Source organism: Deinococcus aerius (assembly GCF_002897375.1).
Taxonomy (GTDB): domain Bacteria; phylum Deinococcota; class Deinococci; order Deinococcales; family Deinococcaceae; genus Deinococcus; species Deinococcus aerius.
Map to the genome: position 1 here is coordinate 371,749 of NZ_BFAG01000003.1, position 17,937 is coordinate 389,685.

Sequence of the window (17,937 nt, forward strand, 5' to 3'; positions counted from 1 at the left end):
TGACGCTGGGCACACGCTTCCTCGACGGAGTGTCGCGCGGAAAGTCTTTCAACGGAGAGAGAGGCTGTATATGACGGCTCCCCTCCCCCTTGAGGGGGGAGGTTGGGACTGGTACAGCTCCGCAGGAGAGGGGGTGAACTGGCCTGGCGTCCCGAGGCCAATCAGAATGTCCAGGCCGCTCGTGGGAACAGTCCATTGAGGTGGTCACACGCCCCCTCACCCCGACCCTCTGCAAGCAGCTCTACGAGTCTCCCACGAGGGGAGAGGGAGAAAAACGTTACCCCAAGGCCACTCTCACCGCCCAGTAAACGGCGAACCCTCCCAAAATTCCCAGGGCGAGGCTCCGGGTGCGCCACATGAGCAGCGCGCCGACCAGGGCGGCAGGAAGGCGGCGGGGCCACTCGGGGCTGCCCAGCACGTCGGGCACGATCAGGGCGGCGAAGACGCTGACGGGCACGAAGCGCAGGAAGGCCAGCCAGAAGGGCGGCAAGTTCAAGCGGCCCAGGCTGAGGCCCAGCAGGCGCGACGGGTACGTGACGAGCCACATCAGCGCGATGACGAGGGGGGCGCTCACGCCTTCTCCCCCCGCGTGACGAGAAACGCCCCCAGCAGCGCCCCACCCACCCCGGCGAGCAGCACGACCAGCCCGCCCGGCAGCACGCGGGAGAGGCCCCACGCCCCCAGCCCCGAGGCGAGCGCGACCAAGATGGCCCCCCGGTCCACGAGCAGGGGCACGAGTAAGCCCAGGAAGGCGAGCGGGAAGATCACGCCCACCCCGAGCGCAGCGGGATCGGGCAGGATGCCGCCCGCCAGCGCCCCGGCGAGCGTGGCCGCGTTCCACACGACATACAGGCTGAGTTCCGCGCCCAGCAGGAAGGCGAAGCTCAGGCCCCCCGGCTCGCCCGGCCCGCGCACGACCGCCATCCCGTACGCCTCGTCGGTGAGGAATTGGGCGGCGATCGCCCGTTGCGTGCGGGTCAGGGGCACCTGCCGCGCGAGGCTCAGGCCGTACAGCACATGCCGGACGTTGAGGAGAAAGGTGGTGGCGACGATGCCCAGCGCCGAGGCTCCCCCGGCGAAGAGGCCCGCCGCCGCGAACTGGGACGCTCCGGCAAAGACGGTCAGGCTCATCAGTTGGGTCTCCCCCACCCCCAACCCCGCCGCCCGCGCCGTGACCGCGTAGGCGACGGCGAAGGGGATCACGCCCAGCCACAGCGGCATCAGGGCCCGGAAGCCGCGCCAGAACGGGGGCCAGAAGGATGGGGGGGACACGGCGACCATGCCCGCGAGCCTAGCGGGCCGGGAGCGCTCCCGTCTTGAACGATCCTGCTGCGCCGGGAGCTGGGCGGAGGTACGCCCCCGGCGGCACCCCCACCACCCGCTTGAACACCCGGGTCAGGTGGGCCTGATCGGCGAACCCAGCGGTGAGGGCCGCCTCGGCGGGAGAGGCTCCGCCGTCGAGCAGGCACCGGGCGAGGCGCACGCGGGCCGTCATCTGGTAGGTGTGCGGCGGCACGCCGAGCACGGCGCTAAACGACCGCGCCAGATGCGCGGGGCTCAGGCCCACCCGCGCCGCGAGCCCGGTCAGGGTGACGCCCGCCTCCGGGTGCGCGTCGAGAAAGGCGCGGGCCTCGCCGACCGCGCGGGGAACGGGGATTATGTCCTGGCGGGGCCGAGCGTCCGCGTACCGGGCCACGAGGCGGGCCAACGCCGCGCGCAGCAGCGTCTCGCGGGCCAGGGGGGAGGCGCCGGGCCGCGTCAGGGCGGCGTGGGCGAGGCGAACGTGGGCGGCGAGGTCGGGGTCCTCCACACTGGCCTCCCGAAATCCCACCCCAGGCGCCACTCCCGCCCCGGCGAGCCAATCGGGGCCCAGGTACAGCACCCGGTAGGCCCACCCCTGGGGCGCGGCGGCCTCCCCGGTGTGGACCTCGCCGGGGGGCACCACGACCACGCTGCCCGCCGGGGCGACGACCTGCCCGCCCCGGAACCGGAAGCCCTCCGCCCCTCCCTCGATCACGCCTAGCACGAGCGCCTCGTGGGTGTGGGGCAGGAAGCGGTGGGTGACGTACCGCGCCGTCAGCGTCTCCACCTCCGGCAGGTCCGGGCTCCGGGTGAAGGTGGCGCGCTCACCCGCCGAGGTCCCAGCCCTCACGCCTCTCCCGTCCAGTCGGCGACGAGCGAGACGGGGCGGGGCAGGGTGGACAGCCGCCGGAAGGTGCCGGGCAGGTCGTCCGGTCTGACCGTGACCGCGAACAGCCGTTCCAGCAGAGGGTCGGCGCGGTCCCACAGCCACCGCGCGTAAGCGGCGTAGTCCTCCCCGTCGCTGGAGGCCGTCACGGTCAGCTCGCGGGTGTGGAAGGCGGGGGGCAGGCTCAGCGTTCCCCAGTTCCCGTCCGACAGCACGCAGGCCCGGCCCCTGGGGCGCAAGTGTTCCAGCAGCTCCGCGAAGCCCGATGGGGACGCGCTGCACTCGAACCCCACGTCGAAGGAGTCGTGGGACAGACCTCCGGGAGGCAAAGCCACGGCCCCGAACTCCTCGGCCAAGGCACGGCGCTCCTCGTCCGGTTCCAGCACGGTCACGTCCCGCACGCCCCGCCGGGTCAGGTTGAACACGGTCAGGAGGCCCAGCAATCCCACGCCAGCGACCAGCACCCGCTCGCCCGGCTGAGGGTCGACTTTGCAAACGCCCTTGTGTGTCTCCTCGCCCAGAATGGCGGCGAGGGCCACCCGGTCAGGGACGTGATCGGGAACGGGGAGTACCGTGGAAGCAGAGTGCAGCCCGCCGCTCGCATGGCCGAGTGTGGTCACCACCCGGCCTCCGGGAGTCAAGGACACCCCCTCCCCCACCGCCTCCACCACACCGAGCGTCTGGTAGCCGAGGGGGCAGGGATAAACCGCGCCGGACGCCCGGCCCTCCACCACGCTCAACTCCGACCCGACGCTCACGGCACTCAGACGGGTCCGCACCCACACCTCGCCGGGACCGGGTGGGGGTAGCACTTCCTCTTCCCAGAGGAACGTGCGTGGGGCGCTCAGCACCAGGCGGCGGACTCTCATCAGATCACCCGCCGATTGGGAAGAGTCTGACCACGGCCCAAACGCCGCTCCAGCGCGCGGACGAGGCGGGTCAGGGTGAAGGTCAGCACGAAGTACACGGCGGCGAGGACGGCGTACACCTCGAACTGGCGGTAGGTGACGCCCGTGATGTACTTGCCCTGGGCGAAGAGTTCCTGGAGGGTGACGGCGCTGGCGAGGCTGCTGCCCAAAATGAGGCTGACGAACTCGTTGCCCAGCGCGGGCAGCGCGACCCGCCACGCCTGCGGCAGCACCACGAAGCGCAGCGCCTGCGCGCGGCTCAGGCCCAGGCTCCGCGCGGCCTCGATCTGCCCAGACGGCACGCTCGTCAGGCCGCCGCGCACGATCTCACTCGTGTACGCCGCCGAGTACATCCCCAGGGCAAGCACCGCCGCCGGAAAGTCCCCCAGCGTGAGCCCCAGCGCGGGCAAGCCGTAGTACACAACGCTGAGGAGCACGATCAGCGGAATGCCGCGCACGACCTCCACGTAGGCGTTGCCGAACGCCCCCAGCACGGGCACCCGGAAGACCCGCGCCACACCCAGGGCCGTGCCCAACACCACCGACACCCCCAGCGCACACAGGCTCACGGCGAGCGTGAGGCCCAGGCCGGAGAGCAGCAGCGCCGGATAGTCACCCGCGAGGATGGTGCGGAAGCCGGTGATGAGGTCGGCCATGCCGGGCCAGTCTAATGTGCGAAAAGAAAAAACCGCCCAGTGGGGGCGGCGGGCAAGTCAAGCGGGGCGCGAGAGGCTTAAACCCAGTTCAGAGCAGCTATTCACTACTCCGATGACCATGCTCCCATAGAAACCGGAAGACGCTCCAGACCAGCGAGGCGAGGCCAATCAACTCCTTCCACGGTGTCACCCGTTTCCGTTGCTTCCTGGCTTTCCTGCGCGGCTTGGGGCGCTTTCTGGTATGCTTATGTTGAGCCATGAGCAGTACCGGGCCGGACACACCCTCTCCACAGGGCGTCCGGCCACTTCCTTTCCTGGTGAGAGGTTCGGTCGTGGGCTGACGTGACGCCCCTGCGTTCCCCGCGTTGTCATGCTGCCCGCCCGTCACTGGGCAAAGCTGAGTTACAGAAAAGGGTCTGGGCGGAATGCTCCGGGTTACAACCCAGGGATGGATAGCCCAGGCCCCCGACAGGGGCGGTGCCGATGCTTCCGTCTGAAGCGAAAGCGCCGCCGTACCGTGGTAAACTGAAAGGGCAATGGCCCCGCGCAGTTCGTACCTGCCGGGACCGTGGCAGACACCTTTCAAGGAGGTGCCGCACATCCAGACTACCACCCATCTCAAGACGTTCCGCTATCGTCTGCGCCCGACCAAAGCGCAGGAATCTGTGTTGCTGGAGCAACTGAGGTTCTGCCGCAACCTGTACAACGCCGCTCTTCAGGAGCGCCGAGACGCCTACCGCAAGGCGGGCGTATCCATCACGGCCTACGACCAGATGAAGGACCTGACCGAAATCAAAGCCGCGCTGCCGGAATACGCCGGGGTCTATTCGCAGGTGCTTCAGGACGTACTCAAGCGGCTGGACAAGGCCTTCAAGGCGTTCTTCCGCCGGGTGAAGGCGGGGCAGACGCCCGGTTATCCCAGGTTCAAGGGTGCAGGTTGGTACGACTCCATTTGCTATCCGCAGTCCGGCTTCAGCGTCTCGGCGAAGACCGCGTTCTTCTCCAAAATCGGTAACCTCCGCATCCGGCTGCACCGCCCGCTGGAAGGCAAGGTCAAGACCGCGACCATCCGTCGGGAATGCGGGGAGTGGTATGTCTCCTATGTCTGCGAGGTGCAAGCCCAGCCCCTTCCGGCTACCGGGTCGGCGGTGGGTGTGGACGTGGGTACCACATGGTTTGCCATCACCTCCGATGGGGAGTTCGTGGAGAACCCCCGCCACTTCCAGCGCGGCATGAAAAAGCTACGGGTGGCTCAGCGCGCGCTCAGTCGCCGCAAGCGCGGCTCCAATCGCCGGAAGAAGGCCAAAGCTGTTGTCGCCAAGTTGCACCGCAAGGTGGCGCGGCAGCGACTCGATTTCCACCACAAGACCGCCACCAAGCTGATTCGGGAAAACGACTTGGTGGCCCACGAAGCCCTGAACGTATCGGGGATGGGGCGAGGCAACCTCGCCCGGTCTATCCACGATGTCGGGTGGGGTCAGTTCTTCTCTCTCCTGTCCCTCAAGGCTGCAAGCGCCGGACGGACCGTCACCACCGTAGACCCCCGCTACACCTCGCAGACATGCCACGAATGCGGCCGTGCCTGCCGGGAGAACCGGATAGGGCAGGCGAAGTTTAGGTGCGTGAACTGTGGTCATACGGCGAACGCCGACCACAACGCGGCCTTGAACATCCTGGCAAGGGCCTTGCCATCAGTCCAGAACGTAGAAGTCATACGTGGACTGAGAAGCCTCGCACTTCAGTGTGTGGAGTAGGTCACTTCTGCACGATCCACTTGTTCAGGAGCTGCTGGTACTCCCCACTCGCCCGCAGCCGGGCCAACGTCCGGTTCGCGGCGGCGGCGAGGTCGCTGCCCTTGGCGAACACCATGCCGTAATCCTCGGCGGTGAGGTCCTGGCCCGCCTTGGCGTACTGGCCCGGCAGCCGCTTTTGCAGGTCGGCGACGGTGGGCGCGTCCCCGATCAGGGCGGCGATGCGGCCCGCGCGCAGGTCGGCGAGTCCGGCCGCAAAGTCGTCGTAGACCTTGATCGTCGCGCCCTTGGGCTTGAGCAGGTCGCCCGCCGCGTACTGCCCGGTCGTGTTCGCCTGCACGCCTATGGTCTTGCCCTTCACGTCGCCCGGCCAGGTGAACTTGCCCGGGTTGCCCCCCCGCACGATGAACACCTGCGCGCTGCGGTAGTACGGGGCACTGAAGGAGACCACCTTGGCGCGCTCCGGCGTGATCGTGATGCCGCTCATCGCCATGTCCACCCGGCCCGACGTGACGGCCTGGGGCATCAGGGCCCCGAAGCCCACCGAGCGGACCTCCAGCCGCACCCCGAGGTCTTTCGCCAGCGCGCGGGCAATGTCGATGTCGAAGCCCTGCACCTCGCCGCCTGGCCCCTTGAACTCGAAGGGCGCGAAGGTCGGGTCGGTGCCCAGCACGAGCACACCTTTTTTCTTCACCTGGGCGACCGTCGCGGCGAGCGACGCGGAGGACAGGACCAGGGCCGACAGCACCAGCAGCGCACGCTTCATGGCACCAGCATAGGCGAGCGTCGCCTAAACTTTTCCGCATGGACTGGCCCCCGCCCGCCGACTTCGTCTATGGGGGAGTGCTGCCGCCGCCAACGGAGTGGAAGAAGCCGGGGTTGGTGATGGTCTTCAACCTGGAGTGCCCGGCCTGCGTGTCCCGCGGCATTCCCTTCCTGCAGCGTCTCCACACCGAGTTTGGCGGCCAGGTGGAGCTGATGGGCCTGCACACCAGCCGGGGCCACCGCCTCCTCTCGCGGGAGGACGTGGAGCCGACGCTGGTGAAGTTTGTCCGGGACTTCGCGCGCCTGCCCTTCCCCGTCGCCCTCGACCTCAGTGGCGACCTCGCCCGCGCGTGGGGGACGGAGGGCACGCCCCACTGGCTGGCCTTCGCGCCGGGCGGCGAGCTGCTGCGGAGCGTGTACGGCAGCCAGGAGAACGCGCAGACCCGCCTCCAGTACCTGCTGGAGGAGCAGGTCGGGGGTGGGCCGGGAGAGGGTTAGTTGGCGTCGGAGGTGGGCTGAGAAGGGAGAAAGATGCCTGTTTTCAGATTGCGGAGCGGGACATTGGTAATGCGGACGAGGAGGGCCGGGATGCGCCCACCGCCGGGATAAGGACTGAGCTGGGCGGGACTGGTGACGAAGCGGAGGTTTGATGGTTGACCGTAGAAAGTGGCTGTTCCGTCAGGACCCACTGGTGCCGCATCAGCCAAATATTGTGCCCACCCCGATCCTCTTTCCGTCACGAGCATGGCGACTTCGCCCAGCTTGAGCCCGGTCTGAATCTTGTGACTTACGGGAACATACGAGGTAATCGTCAATGACGACGCACCATAAGGACCATTCAAGAGACTACGACGGTTGATTCCCCCCACATTTATCGGCTGGCCCTTATCCATCGTCCCCAGAACGACATTGACCAGCGTGGGAAGCAGGGCCGGGTAAAAATCCACTCCATTCACTGGCGCAGCCGCACTTCCCAGTTGAAGGCGTTCGGAACCCAGAGTCAGCAGAGGATTATCGTAGCCCCTGAGTTGAAGTTGAGGAGTGACGGCTTCCCGGATAGCAATGGCAATCGGTGCAGCCGCCTGCACATACCCCTGCCCCCCCTGTTGGAACTCAGGATCAATAGTCAGGCGTGTTCCGCTAGGGTAACGAACGTTCAGCGAGCCGGATGAGAGGACATCCGCAGTCATCCCACTCGCTTCAAGAGCCTTCTTGAGATCGCTCAAGCTGATGAATGCCCCTTTGTAGAGGGCCGGATCATCCTGGACAGCGCAGGCAGTGGTGTCCTCTGCACTACTCGTCTTTGGCAAAGCACCTTTTGCTGCCGACTCTACGATACAAATGGGAACTGTTGGTGGGCGAGAAGATAGGGCAGGCAACACCACCGTCCGCTCCCCCCCACCCCCCGCCAGCGCATACAGCGCGGCACTCAGGGCCAGGGCGGCGACACCAGCGGACAACAGCAATTTGGGCATGAGGTACACCTGGGTCATTCCGGCGGTCACGCGAGTTGGCGGGCCGAGTTCGCGGAGCGCCTGGGCGAGAGCTTCCTGCGGCGGAGCACCGAGCGCGCAGAGATGATCCGCGCGCGTCAGCACGTGTTCTTCCAGCTCGTCCCACAGTTCCTGCTGCCGGGCTTTCGGCAAACCCCACGTCGCGCGGCGCAGATAGGCGGTCAGGGCGGTGGGCGTGCCCGTCCGGGAGGTCACAGGTCAGCCCCCCGCCAGGCGCCACACGGCTCCAGTAAAGGCGCGGAACTCCTCGCGCTTGGCCCGCAGCACCTCGCGGCCCCGGTCGGTCAGGGCGTAGTACTTGCGCGGCTTGCCGTTGCGCCCGACCTCGCCGAATTGGGGGGCGAGCAGTCCCTCCTGTTCCAGGCGGTGGAGGGCCGGGTAGAGGCTCCCCTCCTTAAAATCGAAGTAACCGTCCGTGCGGTTCCGCGCCTCCTGGATAATGGCAAAGCCGTACAGGGGCCGCGCCTCCAGGATGGAGAGCAGGATCAGGTCGAGATTGCCGCGCAGCAGGTCGGGGTTCATAGTCCTCCTGGGTGGACCGTCGGCCGCGCGGCGTCCCGTGCAGTTGCCGGCCCTACAAAGCCTTGACTGTCTACATAGTTCGCCTGAGGAGTGGACTTGTCAAGCCCAGCTTGTCTGGGGAGTGGGTGGTAGGTTGTCACTGTGCGATCCTGGATGCTCGAGGCCCCGCAGATGCACCTTCCCGGGGGTGTCCAGGAGCAATTTCGGGGCGTACTGGAGGAGTTGAATCCCCAGCTTCTCCCGGAATGTCTCCCCCGCTGGGTCTTCCTGGAATGGCTGGCGCGCGGGGGCTGGCTGCTCCACGGCTCGGCCTGCGGCGACCTGACCCTGTTCGAGCCGCGCACGCCGCACGACCTCAGCCCCGATGAGTTCAGTAAACGCACGGGCGTCTTCGCCGCGTCGGACGGCCTGTGGGCGTTGATGTACGCGCTGCGGGACCGCTCTCGCGTCCGGCGGATGCTGAACTCGGCGCTGCAAGTGTGGGAGGGGAACCGCTGGTCGCGGATGCGCTACTTCCTCTCGTTTGCCCCACAGGACCCGGCAGTCACGGACGGGCGCTCACTCCTCGCCCCCGGCTTCGTGTACGTGTTGCCGCCGGACGGCTTCGAACAAATGCCGCCGTACGAGTGGCCGGGCGTGGGGCGGGTGCGCGAACCGCACTGGGTCAATCCGAATCCAGTCAAGCCCCTCTTGTGCGTCCCTGTCTCGCCCGCTGATTTCCCACTGCCCGTGCGGGTTCACGACGCGACGCGGGTGGTCGCCCTCTCGCAAACTGACCCCTGGGGCTTCCCCTGGCTGAGCGAGAATGGGGCGTGACCGACCCGCACCTGCACACTCTCCTCTCCCTGACGGCTGCTGACGCGCTGGGCGCCGCGACCGAGTTCAAGACACCCGAGGCGATTCGCGCCCGCTACGGCCAGACCTTGAGCGACTATCAGCCTGGCAGCGTATTCGGCTTCGCCCCCGGCGAGGCGACCGACGACAGCCAGATGACGGTGGCAACCCTGCTGGGTTACGCGCGGGGTGAGGGGCCAGAGGGCGTGCTGGCAGCCCTGCGCGCCTGGCTAGCAGCCGGGCCACCGGATGTGGGAGGACTGACCCGCGCCGCCCTCGCATCCGGGACCCTTGACGGCGGGGCAAGGGCCTGGGCCGGGAGCGGCTTCCAGAGTGCCGGAAACGGCGGCCTCATGCGGATTGCGGCGGTGTGGATCGCGGGGTTCAGGGGAGAGGCCCTGGCGCGAGAGTCAGCGATTATCACGGCCCTCACGCACGCCGACCCGCGCTGCGTGTACGCGGGCGTCTTTCTGACAGCTCTTCTGGAAGCCCTGCACGCGGGCCAGCCCTACCGGGAGGCGGCGGGGGCGGCCCTGCGCGTGATGGATAGTCTGGACGCCCGGCGCACGCTGCTGGATCAGGGGATTTTCGGACTGACCACAAGGGCGGCTCACGACGCTTTCCAGAAGCAGGAGCGTGAGGCCCGCGCGGCAATTCGCGCCCGCGTCCGCTCCGGGCTGGACGGTCACCTCACCTCTCAGAGCGGCTACGTGCTGGACACGCTGGAGGCTGCCGTCGCCCACGCCCGCGCCGACTCCTGGCTCGCCTGCATAGAACCCGCCGTGCTGGGCGGCGACGACAGCGACACCGTGGCGTGTGTGGTCGGGGCCATCGCCGGAGCGCGGGGATTGGAGATTCCGGCCCACCTCCTCCCGCCGCTGCGGCTGGGACACACCTGGCCGGGCTGGGAACGCGGCTGGGCCTGCACCGAACACTTCCCCGCCGTGGTGGAGGGCGCACGTGACCGAGGCTGAGTTCCTGCACACCGTCCGCCTCAACCCGGTCAACGCGGCGATCCTCGACCGCCTGCCGGAACTGCGGGCACCACAGGCACACCTCGTCGCCGGGGCGCTCTTCCAGACGGTGTGGAACGTGCGGAGTGGCCAGTCCCCGGAAGCCCACATCCGCGACTACGACCTCTTCTACTGGGACGCCGACATGAGCTACGAGGCGGAAGACAGGGTCATTCGCGGCGCCGCCGCCCTCTTCGCCGACCTGGGTGCCCGCATTGAGGTCCGCAACCAGGCCCGCGTCCACCTGTGGTTTCCGCAGAAATTCGGCCTGACCCGCCCACCCCTGCGTTCCGCCCGTGAGGGCATCGACCAATTTCTGGTGGAATGCACCTGTGTCGGCGTGGACGAGCGCGGCACGGTTTATGCCCCCTACGGCCTGGCCGACCTTGCCGCAGGCCACCTGCGCCCCAACCCCCTGAATCACACACCCGGCCTGTACGCGGCGAAAGTGGCCGACTACCGCCAGCGCTGGCCGTGGCTGCGGGAGATGGGGGGCGAGGAGGATAAGTAGCGCCAACTGGCACTTCCCAGCCCTCTGCCTGAACTCTTGGAACCGCTTGAAAACGATGTCGGGAGCAGGGTCCATAGGGCAAGCGTTGCCTGCTACCCCCCACCCAGCCTCCCCCACAAGGGGGAAGGGGCAAAAAGAGCTAAAGCCCTCGCTTCCTAAAACCGTCTACTGTGGACGGCCAACTCCCACTCCTCGGCTTACTCTCGCACCGCCTTCACCACGTCGGCTCGCGCAGCGAGACGGTGGGCCCGTGACTCGTGAACAGCAAGATCAAACATTGCGCGCAGAGAGAAACGGCCACAGACGCGATGGGCCGAGCCCCTTGCCGAGCGCAGCGGAAAGCTCCCCCTGCCCCCTCTGGGGGTAGGGGGCTGGGGGGTGGGGGTAACTCGCAGCAAGATCCCCTGCCCCCTCAAGCAAACCGAACCCGATTCGCATACGCCGCAATCTGCCCCGCCGTCCACAACACTTCCCGGACGTGTTCCAGCAGCAACTCCTCGACCACCCGCCCCTGCACCCGCATCGCCAGATGCTCGGGCTTCAAGGCCCGCACCGCCTGAACTTCCCACTCCGAGAGCCGCGTGAGCCCGGCGTCGTCCGGCGGCGCGGCCATTCCCGTGACCTGCGCGATCCTCGCCCAGAGTGCCCGCTTGCTGCCCGTGAGCCCCGCCACGAGTCCCGCAATGCGCGGCGGAGGCTGCCCGTCGGCCAGCGACAGAGCCGCCCGAATGCTGTAATGCGGCCCGTTCTGCGCCCCTTCGAGCAGCCGGGCAAGGTCCTGCGGCGCAAGAGCCACGGCGCTCACCGCACCAGCCGGAAGGTGTCACCCTCCCGGGTCAGGCGGCCCGACTCCAGCATCCGGCGCGTGACGGCGCGGGCCTGCTCCTCGGAAAGGGGCGAGGAGGCACCCAGGTCCCCCAGGGTGAACTGCCCGCCCTTGCGGTAGGCCAGCCGCAGCACCATACGCTCCTGCACGTCCCCCCGCTCGGCGCTGCCCACCCGCGACCCGAACGCCCGCCACACCAGCCAGGCGACGAGGACGCCGATCAGGAGCGCGACCGGCACCATCCGCAGGGCGAGGTCGGGGTCGGCGACTCGCTCGCCCAGGGCCGCCAGGTTCCGCCGCGCCGCCTCCACCGCCGCCGCACTCGCCCCGCTCGCGGCGAGGTCCTTCACGTCGCCCCGCTCCCGGAGGTAGTGCATCACACCCGCCGTGTCTCCCCGCACGTAAAAGGCGCTGTAGGCGATCAGGGCGGCACTCAGGCCCGCGATCAGGGTGACGGCGGCACGCGGCACATTCATGGGGCCATGCTAGCGGGCCGGGCCGGGGTTGTCGGCGCCCGGGCTCACGGTGAAGTCACGCCCCCCGCCTGTTACCCTGCCCCTCATGGCCCGCCGCGTGAATCCCATCCAGGACCGGGCGCGGCGCGCGGCGCTGGAGAAGGCGGCGTACCTGGCGATCTACGAGCGGGGCTACACGGGCGTGACGCTGGCCGATATTGCCGGGTACGCGGGCGTCAGCAAGGGGACGCTCGCCTACCACTTCGGCAGCCGGGCGGGCCTGCTGGCGGCGGTCATGCGCCGCTTCACCCGCACGATCACGGCGGCGACCCGGCGGGCGCTGCGGCAGGCGACCACCCCCGAGGCCAAGCTCGCCGCCTACGTCGAGAACCAGTTCTACGGGGTGGAGAACACCCGGCGCTTCTACACGGTGTCGCTGGACTTCCTGGCGGCGGCCACCCGTGACCCCGAACTCATGGCCGTGCAGCGCGACTTCCTGCGGGGGACCCTGGCCCTCGACCTCGAACTCGCCCGGCTGGCGGGGGAGGCGGGCGCCGAGGAGCGGGCGCGGCTGCTGCGGGCGCTCGTCGAGGGCCTGAGCGTGCGCTTTCTGGCCGACCCCGAGCCGGATCTGCAGACCTACCGGGCCGAGTGTCTGCGGGGCCTCAGGGCGATTCTGGGGTGGGGCGGCTAGGTGAGGGACAGCCCCTCCAGCGCCGCCGCGATCCGCCGTGCCCCCTCCACCAGCCGGGGACCAGGGCGCCCCAGGCCGCTCTCGGGCACGGGGACGACGGGAATGCCCAGCCCGCGCGCCTCGATCACCTCGGGCCGGAGCTTCTTGGCCCCGCACCATGAGCAGACGATCAGGTCGGGTTGCGCGGCCTGAACTTCCTCCAGGGTGAGGGGGGAACTGCGGCCCGGACGTTCCCCCAGGGCGTTCACCGCGCCCAACCCCGCAAGCAGGTCCGTCACCCAGGAGTCTTGTGTTGCCGCGATGATGGGTCGGGGCCACCACTCGACCAGGACGCGGGGCGGACGCGGGTAGACTCGGGCCAGGTCGCGCAGTTCGGCCTCCAGGCGCCCGGCCACGTCTTCCGCCCGCTCCGGCAACCCGATAGCCGTCCCAATTTCGCGAATGTCCCGCAGGGTGCCTTGCACGCTCACGGGGTCGAGGACCAGGGTGGGCAGCCCTGCGGCGCGCACCCCCTCCACGACCCGCTCCATGCCAGGCACGCTCAGGCTGGCGAGGACGAGGTCGGGCCGGGTTTCCCGCACCGCCGTCACGTCGATGTTCAGGTCGGGGCCAACCCGGCGCGCGCCCTCCAGCCCCGGCGCGTCGCTGTGGCTGTCGGCGGCGACCACCCAGCCCGGGACCCCCAGGGCCGCGAGGATATCGGAGTTGGAGGAGGTCAGCGAGGCGAGGCGCATGGGGGCAGGATAGCGAGTCAGCGGGCTTCTTCACCCACCCCTCAGACGCCTTTTCAAGCGTGTCAGAACGGCCAAACGCCCCCTGACCGTATGGTAGGGTGGCGGGTATGAAGAACACGTTCGCCGTCACCATGACGCTGATCCTGGCGCTCGCGCTGGGCGGCTCCTTTGCCGGATACCGGATTGCGACGACCCCGCACGAGGCCAGCGAGGCCAAGAAGGGCGGGGCGGAATCCATCGGCGACCCGACCACCCAGGACGTGAAGAGCGAGTCGGTGCCCTCGGCCCGCGAGGCTGCCACCCAGGGCAGCAACGACCTGTCGACCGCCCAGGGGAACGTGATGGAGCAGGACCAGGCGGGCGGCGCCAAGGCGGGCGAGAACGGCGCTGTAGCGGCGGACGGCGGCGAGGACTCCGGGGGTGCGGGGGCCGACGCGGGCACCACGAGCAACCAGAATGGCGGCACCACGACCGACGGCGGAACCAAGACGACGGAGACCGGCACCGGCACCGGGAGCGGCGGCACGGGCAGCACCGGGGGCGGCTCGGGCGATGCCAGCGGTGGGGACACCGGCAGCACTGGGGGCAGCACGACCGGCACGAGCGGTGGTCAGACCGGCGGCACGGGGACCACGGGGGACCAGGGCAGCACCGCCCAGAACAGCGGACCCCAGACCTCCGCGCCCGAGAACAGCAGCCTGCGGGGCGAGGGGCAGCCGAACGTGCCCTCGCCGACCGTGCAGGGCAGCGAGGAGACCCAGCTCGGCCAGACCGGCGCCTCCAACACCGAAAAGGCGACGGCGGCCAGCGGGGGCCTCAGCGACTCCAAGGCGGCCGAGGTCTCCAGCGCGCTCAGCGGCGACACGGGCGAGGGGCAGAAGAAGTTCGTGGCGAGCTGCGGTGGTTGCCACGGGGCGGGTGGCCAGGGCGGCATCGGCCCGGCCCTGAACGCGGCCACCGGCCCCGGTTCCTGGGACATCGGGCAATTCGAGGCCGCCGTCCGTCAGGGCCATGCGCCTGACCGCGAGCTCGGTGCCGTCATGCCCCGCTTCACCAAGGAGCAGCTCACCGACGAGGACCTGACCGACATCTACGCCTACCTCAAGACCCTGCAGTAGCAGGCGCCCCCGGAGGCAACCTCCCGGCCCGCCCTTCCCGGCGGGCCCTATTCTTGGCGCATGACGCCCGGCCCCCTGCTGACGACCTCCCCCGTCAAGGCGTTCGGGTTGAAGGTCGTGGAGGCCACCCCGGACGGACTGCCCACAGCGGCGGGCCTGCTGGTGCCGCACGACGGCGAGCCGGTCGCGGACATCCGGGACAGGCCGGACCGCTGGGCACAGCTCGCGCTGCTGTCGGGAGCCATCCGGCGGGGCCTCCCGATCCTGGCCTGGGGCACAGGCGCGGCGCTGGCCGGTCGGGCGCTGGGGGCGCGGGTCCGGCCGGGGGGCGGCAGTGACCTCTCGCCGGAGTGGTCCGAGTTGCCCCGCGGCGCGGTCGCCGAGACGTGGGAGGGCGAGGTACCCCTGCTGTGGCGTGCGGGGAGCGTGACGGCCTGGGCAGGCGTGACCGTGCCGGAGTCCTTGAGGACGGCCTTCCTGGCGGGCCTGGAGAATGCCGGTCCTCGGACTCCGGGAACCCCCCTGGAAGCCGTGGGCGGCGAGTCGGCGCTGCGCCCCCTGCTGGCCGACTTCTACGCGCGGGCACGGGCGGACGACCTGCTCGGCCCGCTGTTCGCCGCGCACGTCGATGACTGGGAGGCCCACCTGGACCGGGTGACGGCCTTCTGGGTCACCATGCTGGGGGGCGGGGCGGCGTGGCGGGGCAACCTGAAGAGTGTCCACGCCGGGTTGGGCGTTCGCGGGCCGCACCTCGCGCGCTGGCTGGCGCTGTTCCGGGCGGCGGCGGCGGCGCACCTCTCCCCGCAGGCCGCCGCGCGGCTCACCTCCCGGGCGGAGGCGATGGGGGCGCGGCTGGGTCAAGGAAAACCGGGGAACCGTCCTCACGCGGGGCGCGTACCGTAGGGGGTATGGCACCCTTCAACATTCCCTTCCTGAAGAAGAACGAGGACAAGCTCCCCGACGGGGTGAGCCGCCCCACCTGGGTGATCCTCGACGTGACCGGCGCGTACCCCGAGCGGCAGCCCGCCAACCCCATCCAGGCCCTGCTGAACCGTGAGGACACCCTGGAAGCCCTGGAGGCCCGCGCCGAGCGGCTGCGGCACGCCGACTGGTTGCACGGGGTCCTCGTCCGCATCTCCGAGTTCACCGCCGCGCCCGCGACCGCGCACGCGATCCGCCAGATCCTCGCCCGGCTGGGGCAGGACAAGCGGGTGGTCGCCTACCTGCCGCAGCTCACCATGACGGCGCTGCTGGCGGCGAGCGGTGCAAAGGAAATTGCCGCCCCCGAGTCGGCAGACGTGCTCGTGCCGGGCTTCGCGGTCGAGCCCACCTTCCTGGGCGAGTTCCTGAAAAAGAGCGGCATAGAGTTCGAGAATCTGCGGATTCGGGAGTACAAAGCGGCGCTGACCCGCTTCTCGCAGGACCACATGGACGACGCCAACCGCGAGCAGCTCACCGCGTACCTCAGCGGCCTGGAGACCGCCTGGGCGCTCGACCTCGCGGCGGCGCGCGGGGTGAGCGAGGAGACGGCCCGTGCCTGGCTCACGGGCGACCTCACGAGCGCGCGGGCGGCCCAAGAGGCGGGTCTGATCAACCGCGTCGCCTATGAGGACGAACTCGTCGGCCCCGGCACCCGGCCCCTGGCGGCGGTGATCGACCTGCTGATGCCCAGACGGGGGAACGCGAAGGATGGACGGGTCGCCGTTGTGTCTCTCGTCGGCACCATCGTGCCCGGCAAGAGCCGCAACAATCCCCTGCCCATCCCGCTGCTGGGCGGACCGCAGGCGGGCTCCGACACGGTCGTCGCGGCCCTCAAGCGGGCGAAGAAGGACGACAAGACCAAGGCCATCGTGCTGTACGTGAACAGCGGCGGCGGCTCGGCCCTGGCGTCGGACCTGATCTGGCGGGAGGTGGCGACCTCGGAGAAGCCCGTCGTCGCCGTGATGGGCGAGTACGCGGCGAGCGGCGGCTACTACGTGCTGACGCACGCCCGGCACATCGTCGCCAGCCCCTACACCCTGACGGGCAGCATCGGCGTGGTGAGCGGCAAGCCGGTGCTGCGCGAGTTCAACGCCCGCCACGGCCTGAAGCCCGAGCGGGTGGGCCGCGACCGCGCCCTGATGTACAGCGCCGCTCGCCCCTTCTCGGACGAGGAACGCGCCCACGTCGAGAAGGGCATCGCCGAGGTCTACGACCGCTTCGTGACCCGGGTGGCTCAGGGCCGCAAGATGACCCCGGGGCGCGTGAACGAGATCGGCCGGGGCCGCATCTGGAGCGGGCTGGACGCCCTCGACCTGGGGCTGGTGGACGAGCTGGGCGACCTGCACCTCGGCATCGAGCGGGCCTGCGAACTCGCCGGGCTCCCCTACGACGCCCCGACCTGGAACGTCACCCCCGCCCGCACCGGCCCCCTCCCCGAATTCGTGCAGGAGGCCGCCCGCGCCGCACAGATCAGCGTCTGGCCTTTCGGACGTGAGCGGGTCCTGACGTGGCTGGATCAGGAGGTGAAGGTGCGGTAGAGGCGAGCGATAAAATCAAATCACTGCCGGATAGAACCCAGTAGTCTCTACTCTTGACAACGCAACTTCAGGTTCAATTCGTTTCTCATAGCCAAAGGGGGACGAGATGCACGACCTGGCCAAGAAGCTGAAGGCGCTGTCTACCTTGAGCGGCATCAGAACCGAAGTATTCCCAGGCATCGGTATTTCCTTCATAATCACTTACCTTTATTTTTGGCTATTTCGTCATCGGCTGCCAGAAGTGCTGGGTATCGAAAATATGGAGCCTTTGGCAGCATCGGCTGCACTTGCACTAGCAGCACTACTCACAAGTGTTGCAGCATGGGTAGTTTCGGGGTACGTTTTTGATCCCCTTTATGACCTCTTCTATGGTCTAGGAGGGCAATGGACGAAAAAACCTGGAAGGCCACTCGGCATTTTCTACTCGGGTTATGAATTAGAGTTCTTCCGCAAGCAAGCCAGGGAAAAGCTGGCGCGAGAAAACAAAAATTATGCAGATCAGGGAATTAGTATATACGGTTTTATTATCAATAGACTGGAATTCGAAAGTGCCGAAAGATACGAAAAAATTGAGAGGAAATTGTCTACGTCAAAAGCACTCAGAAATACAATCCTGCCTACGTTTCTTCTGGCCGTATGGCTTATTTATAGAGACTCTGCTATCTATTCACTTATATTGCTGGTCATTTCTGTTGTGTTGATTCAACAGAGCTTCGAACTGAGAGCAAAGCATACTTTAGATTCCTACAGATGGTTTATTGAGAGGAGGCTTAAATCTCGGCCCTCTAGAATTAAAACTGCGCGGCCCGAATAGATTCAGGGCCAGAGACCCTGGGCCGCAAGAAGTATAGAGAACGCACCCATTGAGAACGGTGGAAAGACCAGGGGGAGGGGCTGTCCAGCCTTCCCTCCCCCCATTTGGGTGAGAC

At 68.3% G+C, this 17,937-nt stretch carries 21 protein-coding genes; 10 read left to right on the forward strand and 11 right to left on the reverse strand.

Features of this window, described 5'->3' with window-relative positions; all coding sequences use genetic code 11:
* Positions 1-277 precede the first annotated feature (277 nt).
* From DAERI_RS06690 to DAERI_RS06710, 5 genes are read right to left on the reverse strand one after another with little or no spacing between them, the layout of a single operon-like run.
* Positions 278-574: an AzlD domain-containing protein gene (locus tag DAERI_RS06690; RefSeq protein ID WP_103128637.1), complete on the reverse strand. Its 297-nt coding sequence runs from the start codon at positions 572-574 to the stop codon at positions 278-280.
* On the reverse strand, positions 571-1,281 hold the full coding sequence (locus tag DAERI_RS06695) for an AzlC family ABC transporter permease (RefSeq protein WP_103128638.1): 711 nt from the start codon (positions 1,279-1,281) through the stop codon (positions 571-573). The genes DAERI_RS06690 and DAERI_RS06695 overlap by 4 nt, the downstream gene beginning before the upstream one ends.
* A 10-nt stretch (positions 1,282-1,291) precedes the next feature.
* Positions 1,292-2,152: an AraC family transcriptional regulator gene (locus DAERI_RS06700; protein ID WP_165794100.1), complete on the reverse strand. Its 861-nt coding sequence runs from the start codon at positions 2,150-2,152 to the stop codon at positions 1,292-1,294.
* Complete coding sequence (locus tag DAERI_RS06705) at positions 2,149-3,057, reverse strand: zinc-dependent alcohol dehydrogenase (RefSeq protein ID WP_103128640.1); 909 nt, start codon at positions 3,055-3,057, stop codon at positions 2,149-2,151. The genes DAERI_RS06700 and DAERI_RS06705 overlap by 4 nt, the downstream gene beginning before the upstream one ends.
* Positions 3,057-3,752 carry an amino acid ABC transporter permease gene (locus DAERI_RS06710; protein WP_103128641.1) on the reverse strand — a complete coding sequence of 232 codons (696 nt, stop codon included), beginning with the start codon at positions 3,750-3,752 and terminating at the stop codon, positions 3,057-3,059. The genes DAERI_RS06705 and DAERI_RS06710 overlap by 1 nt, the downstream gene beginning before the upstream one ends.
* A gap of 536 nt (positions 3,753-4,288) precedes the next feature.
* On the opposite strand from DAERI_RS06710, the gene DAERI_RS06715 reads away from it, so the two are divergent.
* Complete coding sequence (locus tag DAERI_RS06715) at positions 4,289-5,506, forward strand: RNA-guided endonuclease InsQ/TnpB family protein (protein ID WP_103128642.1); 1,218 nt, start codon at positions 4,289-4,291, stop codon at positions 5,504-5,506.
* Position 5,507: 1 nt separating this feature from the next.
* On the opposite strand, the gene DAERI_RS06720 is transcribed toward DAERI_RS06715, so the two are convergent.
* On the reverse strand, positions 5,508-6,269 hold the full coding sequence (locus DAERI_RS06720) for an ABC transporter substrate-binding protein (RefSeq protein ID WP_103128643.1): 762 nt from the start codon (positions 6,267-6,269) through the stop codon (positions 5,508-5,510).
* 38 nt (positions 6,270-6,307) lie between these two features.
* Here DAERI_RS06720 and DAERI_RS06725 point away from each other — a divergent pair, with 38 nt between their 5' ends.
* A complete protein-coding gene (locus DAERI_RS06725; RefSeq protein WP_103128644.1) occupies positions 6,308-6,766 on the forward strand; it encodes a TlpA family protein disulfide reductase in 459 nt (152 codons plus the stop codon).
* Here the strand turns inward: DAERI_RS06725 and DAERI_RS21945 are convergent.
* Together DAERI_RS21945 and DAERI_RS06730 are read right to left on the reverse strand one after the other, a co-directional pair.
* The gene (locus tag DAERI_RS21945) at positions 6,763-7,977 is read right to left on the reverse strand and encodes a permease prefix domain 1-containing protein (protein ID WP_133161975.1); all 1,215 of its coding nucleotides are present in this window, start codon (positions 7,975-7,977) and stop codon (positions 6,763-6,765) included. The two genes, DAERI_RS06725 and DAERI_RS21945, sit on opposite strands and share 4 nt — an antisense overlap.
* 3 nt (positions 7,978-7,980) lie before the next feature.
* The gene (locus DAERI_RS06730; protein WP_103128645.1) at positions 7,981-8,304 is read right to left on the reverse strand and encodes a PadR family transcriptional regulator; all 324 of its coding nucleotides are present in this window, start codon (positions 8,302-8,304) and stop codon (positions 7,981-7,983) included.
* A 141-nt stretch (positions 8,305-8,445) separates the two neighbouring features.
* Here DAERI_RS06730 and DAERI_RS06735 point away from each other — a divergent pair, with 141 nt between their 5' ends.
* Genes DAERI_RS06735 through DAERI_RS06745 form a run of 3 tightly spaced genes read left to right on the forward strand, consistent with a single transcriptional unit; the run spans position 8,446 to position 10,662 of the window.
* On the forward strand, positions 8,446-9,120 hold the full coding sequence (locus tag DAERI_RS06735) for a hypothetical protein (protein WP_235610281.1): 675 nt from the start codon (positions 8,446-8,448) through the stop codon (positions 9,118-9,120).
* Complete coding sequence (locus DAERI_RS06740) at positions 9,117-10,112, forward strand: ADP-ribosylglycohydrolase family protein (protein ID WP_103128647.1); 996 nt, start codon at positions 9,117-9,119, stop codon at positions 10,110-10,112. Before DAERI_RS06735 ends, DAERI_RS06740 begins: the two co-directional genes overlap by 4 nt.
* Positions 10,099-10,662 carry a nucleotidyltransferase family protein gene (locus DAERI_RS06745; RefSeq protein ID WP_103128648.1) on the forward strand — a complete coding sequence of 188 codons (564 nt, stop codon included), beginning with the start codon at positions 10,099-10,101 and terminating at the stop codon, positions 10,660-10,662. The genes DAERI_RS06740 and DAERI_RS06745 overlap by 14 nt, the downstream gene beginning before the upstream one ends.
* Before the next feature lie 412 nt (positions 10,663-11,074).
* Here the strand turns inward: DAERI_RS06745 and DAERI_RS06750 are convergent, their stop codons facing one another.
* Together DAERI_RS06750 and DAERI_RS06755 are read right to left on the reverse strand one after the other, a co-directional pair.
* The gene (locus DAERI_RS06750; protein WP_103128649.1) at positions 11,075-11,467 is read right to left on the reverse strand and encodes a hypothetical protein; all 393 of its coding nucleotides are present in this window, start codon (positions 11,465-11,467) and stop codon (positions 11,075-11,077) included.
* Positions 11,464-11,964 carry a hypothetical protein gene (locus DAERI_RS06755; RefSeq protein WP_103128650.1) on the reverse strand — a complete coding sequence of 167 codons (501 nt, stop codon included), beginning with the start codon at positions 11,962-11,964 and terminating at the stop codon, positions 11,464-11,466. The genes DAERI_RS06750 and DAERI_RS06755 overlap by 4 nt, the downstream gene beginning before the upstream one ends.
* Positions 11,965-12,049: 85 nt before the next feature.
* On the opposite strand from DAERI_RS06755, the gene DAERI_RS06760 reads away from it, so the two are divergent.
* Positions 12,050-12,637, forward strand: coding sequence for a TetR family transcriptional regulator C-terminal domain-containing protein (locus tag DAERI_RS06760; protein WP_103128651.1), 588 nt, complete (start codon positions 12,050-12,052; stop codon positions 12,635-12,637).
* Here the strand turns inward: DAERI_RS06760 and DAERI_RS06765 are convergent.
* Positions 12,634-13,371 carry a helical backbone metal receptor gene (locus DAERI_RS06765; protein ID WP_103128652.1) on the reverse strand — a complete coding sequence of 246 codons (738 nt, stop codon included), beginning with the start codon at positions 13,369-13,371 and terminating at the stop codon, positions 12,634-12,636. The genes DAERI_RS06760 and DAERI_RS06765 overlap by 4 nt on opposite strands.
* A gap of 107 nt (positions 13,372-13,478) precedes the next feature.
* Between DAERI_RS06765 and DAERI_RS06770 the strand changes: the two genes are divergently transcribed.
* The 4 genes from DAERI_RS06770 to DAERI_RS21950 all read left to right on the forward strand — a co-directional run bounded on the left by DAERI_RS06770 (position 13,479) and on the right by DAERI_RS21950 (position 17,822).
* Positions 13,479-14,489, forward strand: a complete 1,011-nt coding sequence (locus DAERI_RS06770; RefSeq protein WP_103128653.1) for a c-type cytochrome — start codon at positions 13,479-13,481, stop codon at positions 14,487-14,489.
* A gap of 60 nt (positions 14,490-14,549) precedes the next feature.
* Positions 14,550-15,392, forward strand: a complete 843-nt coding sequence (locus tag DAERI_RS06775; RefSeq protein ID WP_103128654.1) for a group III truncated hemoglobin — start codon at positions 14,550-14,552, stop codon at positions 15,390-15,392.
* A 5-nt stretch (positions 15,393-15,397) separates the two neighbouring features.
* The gene (locus tag DAERI_RS06780) at positions 15,398-17,008 is read left to right on the forward strand and encodes a S49 family peptidase (protein ID WP_103128655.1); all 1,611 of its coding nucleotides are present in this window, start codon (positions 15,398-15,400) and stop codon (positions 17,006-17,008) included.
* Positions 17,009-17,114: 106 nt separating this feature from the next.
* Positions 17,115-17,822 carry a hypothetical protein gene (locus tag DAERI_RS21950; RefSeq protein ID WP_133161976.1) on the forward strand — a complete coding sequence of 236 codons (708 nt, stop codon included), beginning with the start codon at positions 17,115-17,117 and terminating at the stop codon, positions 17,820-17,822.
* Positions 17,823-17,937: the final 115 nt, after the last annotated feature.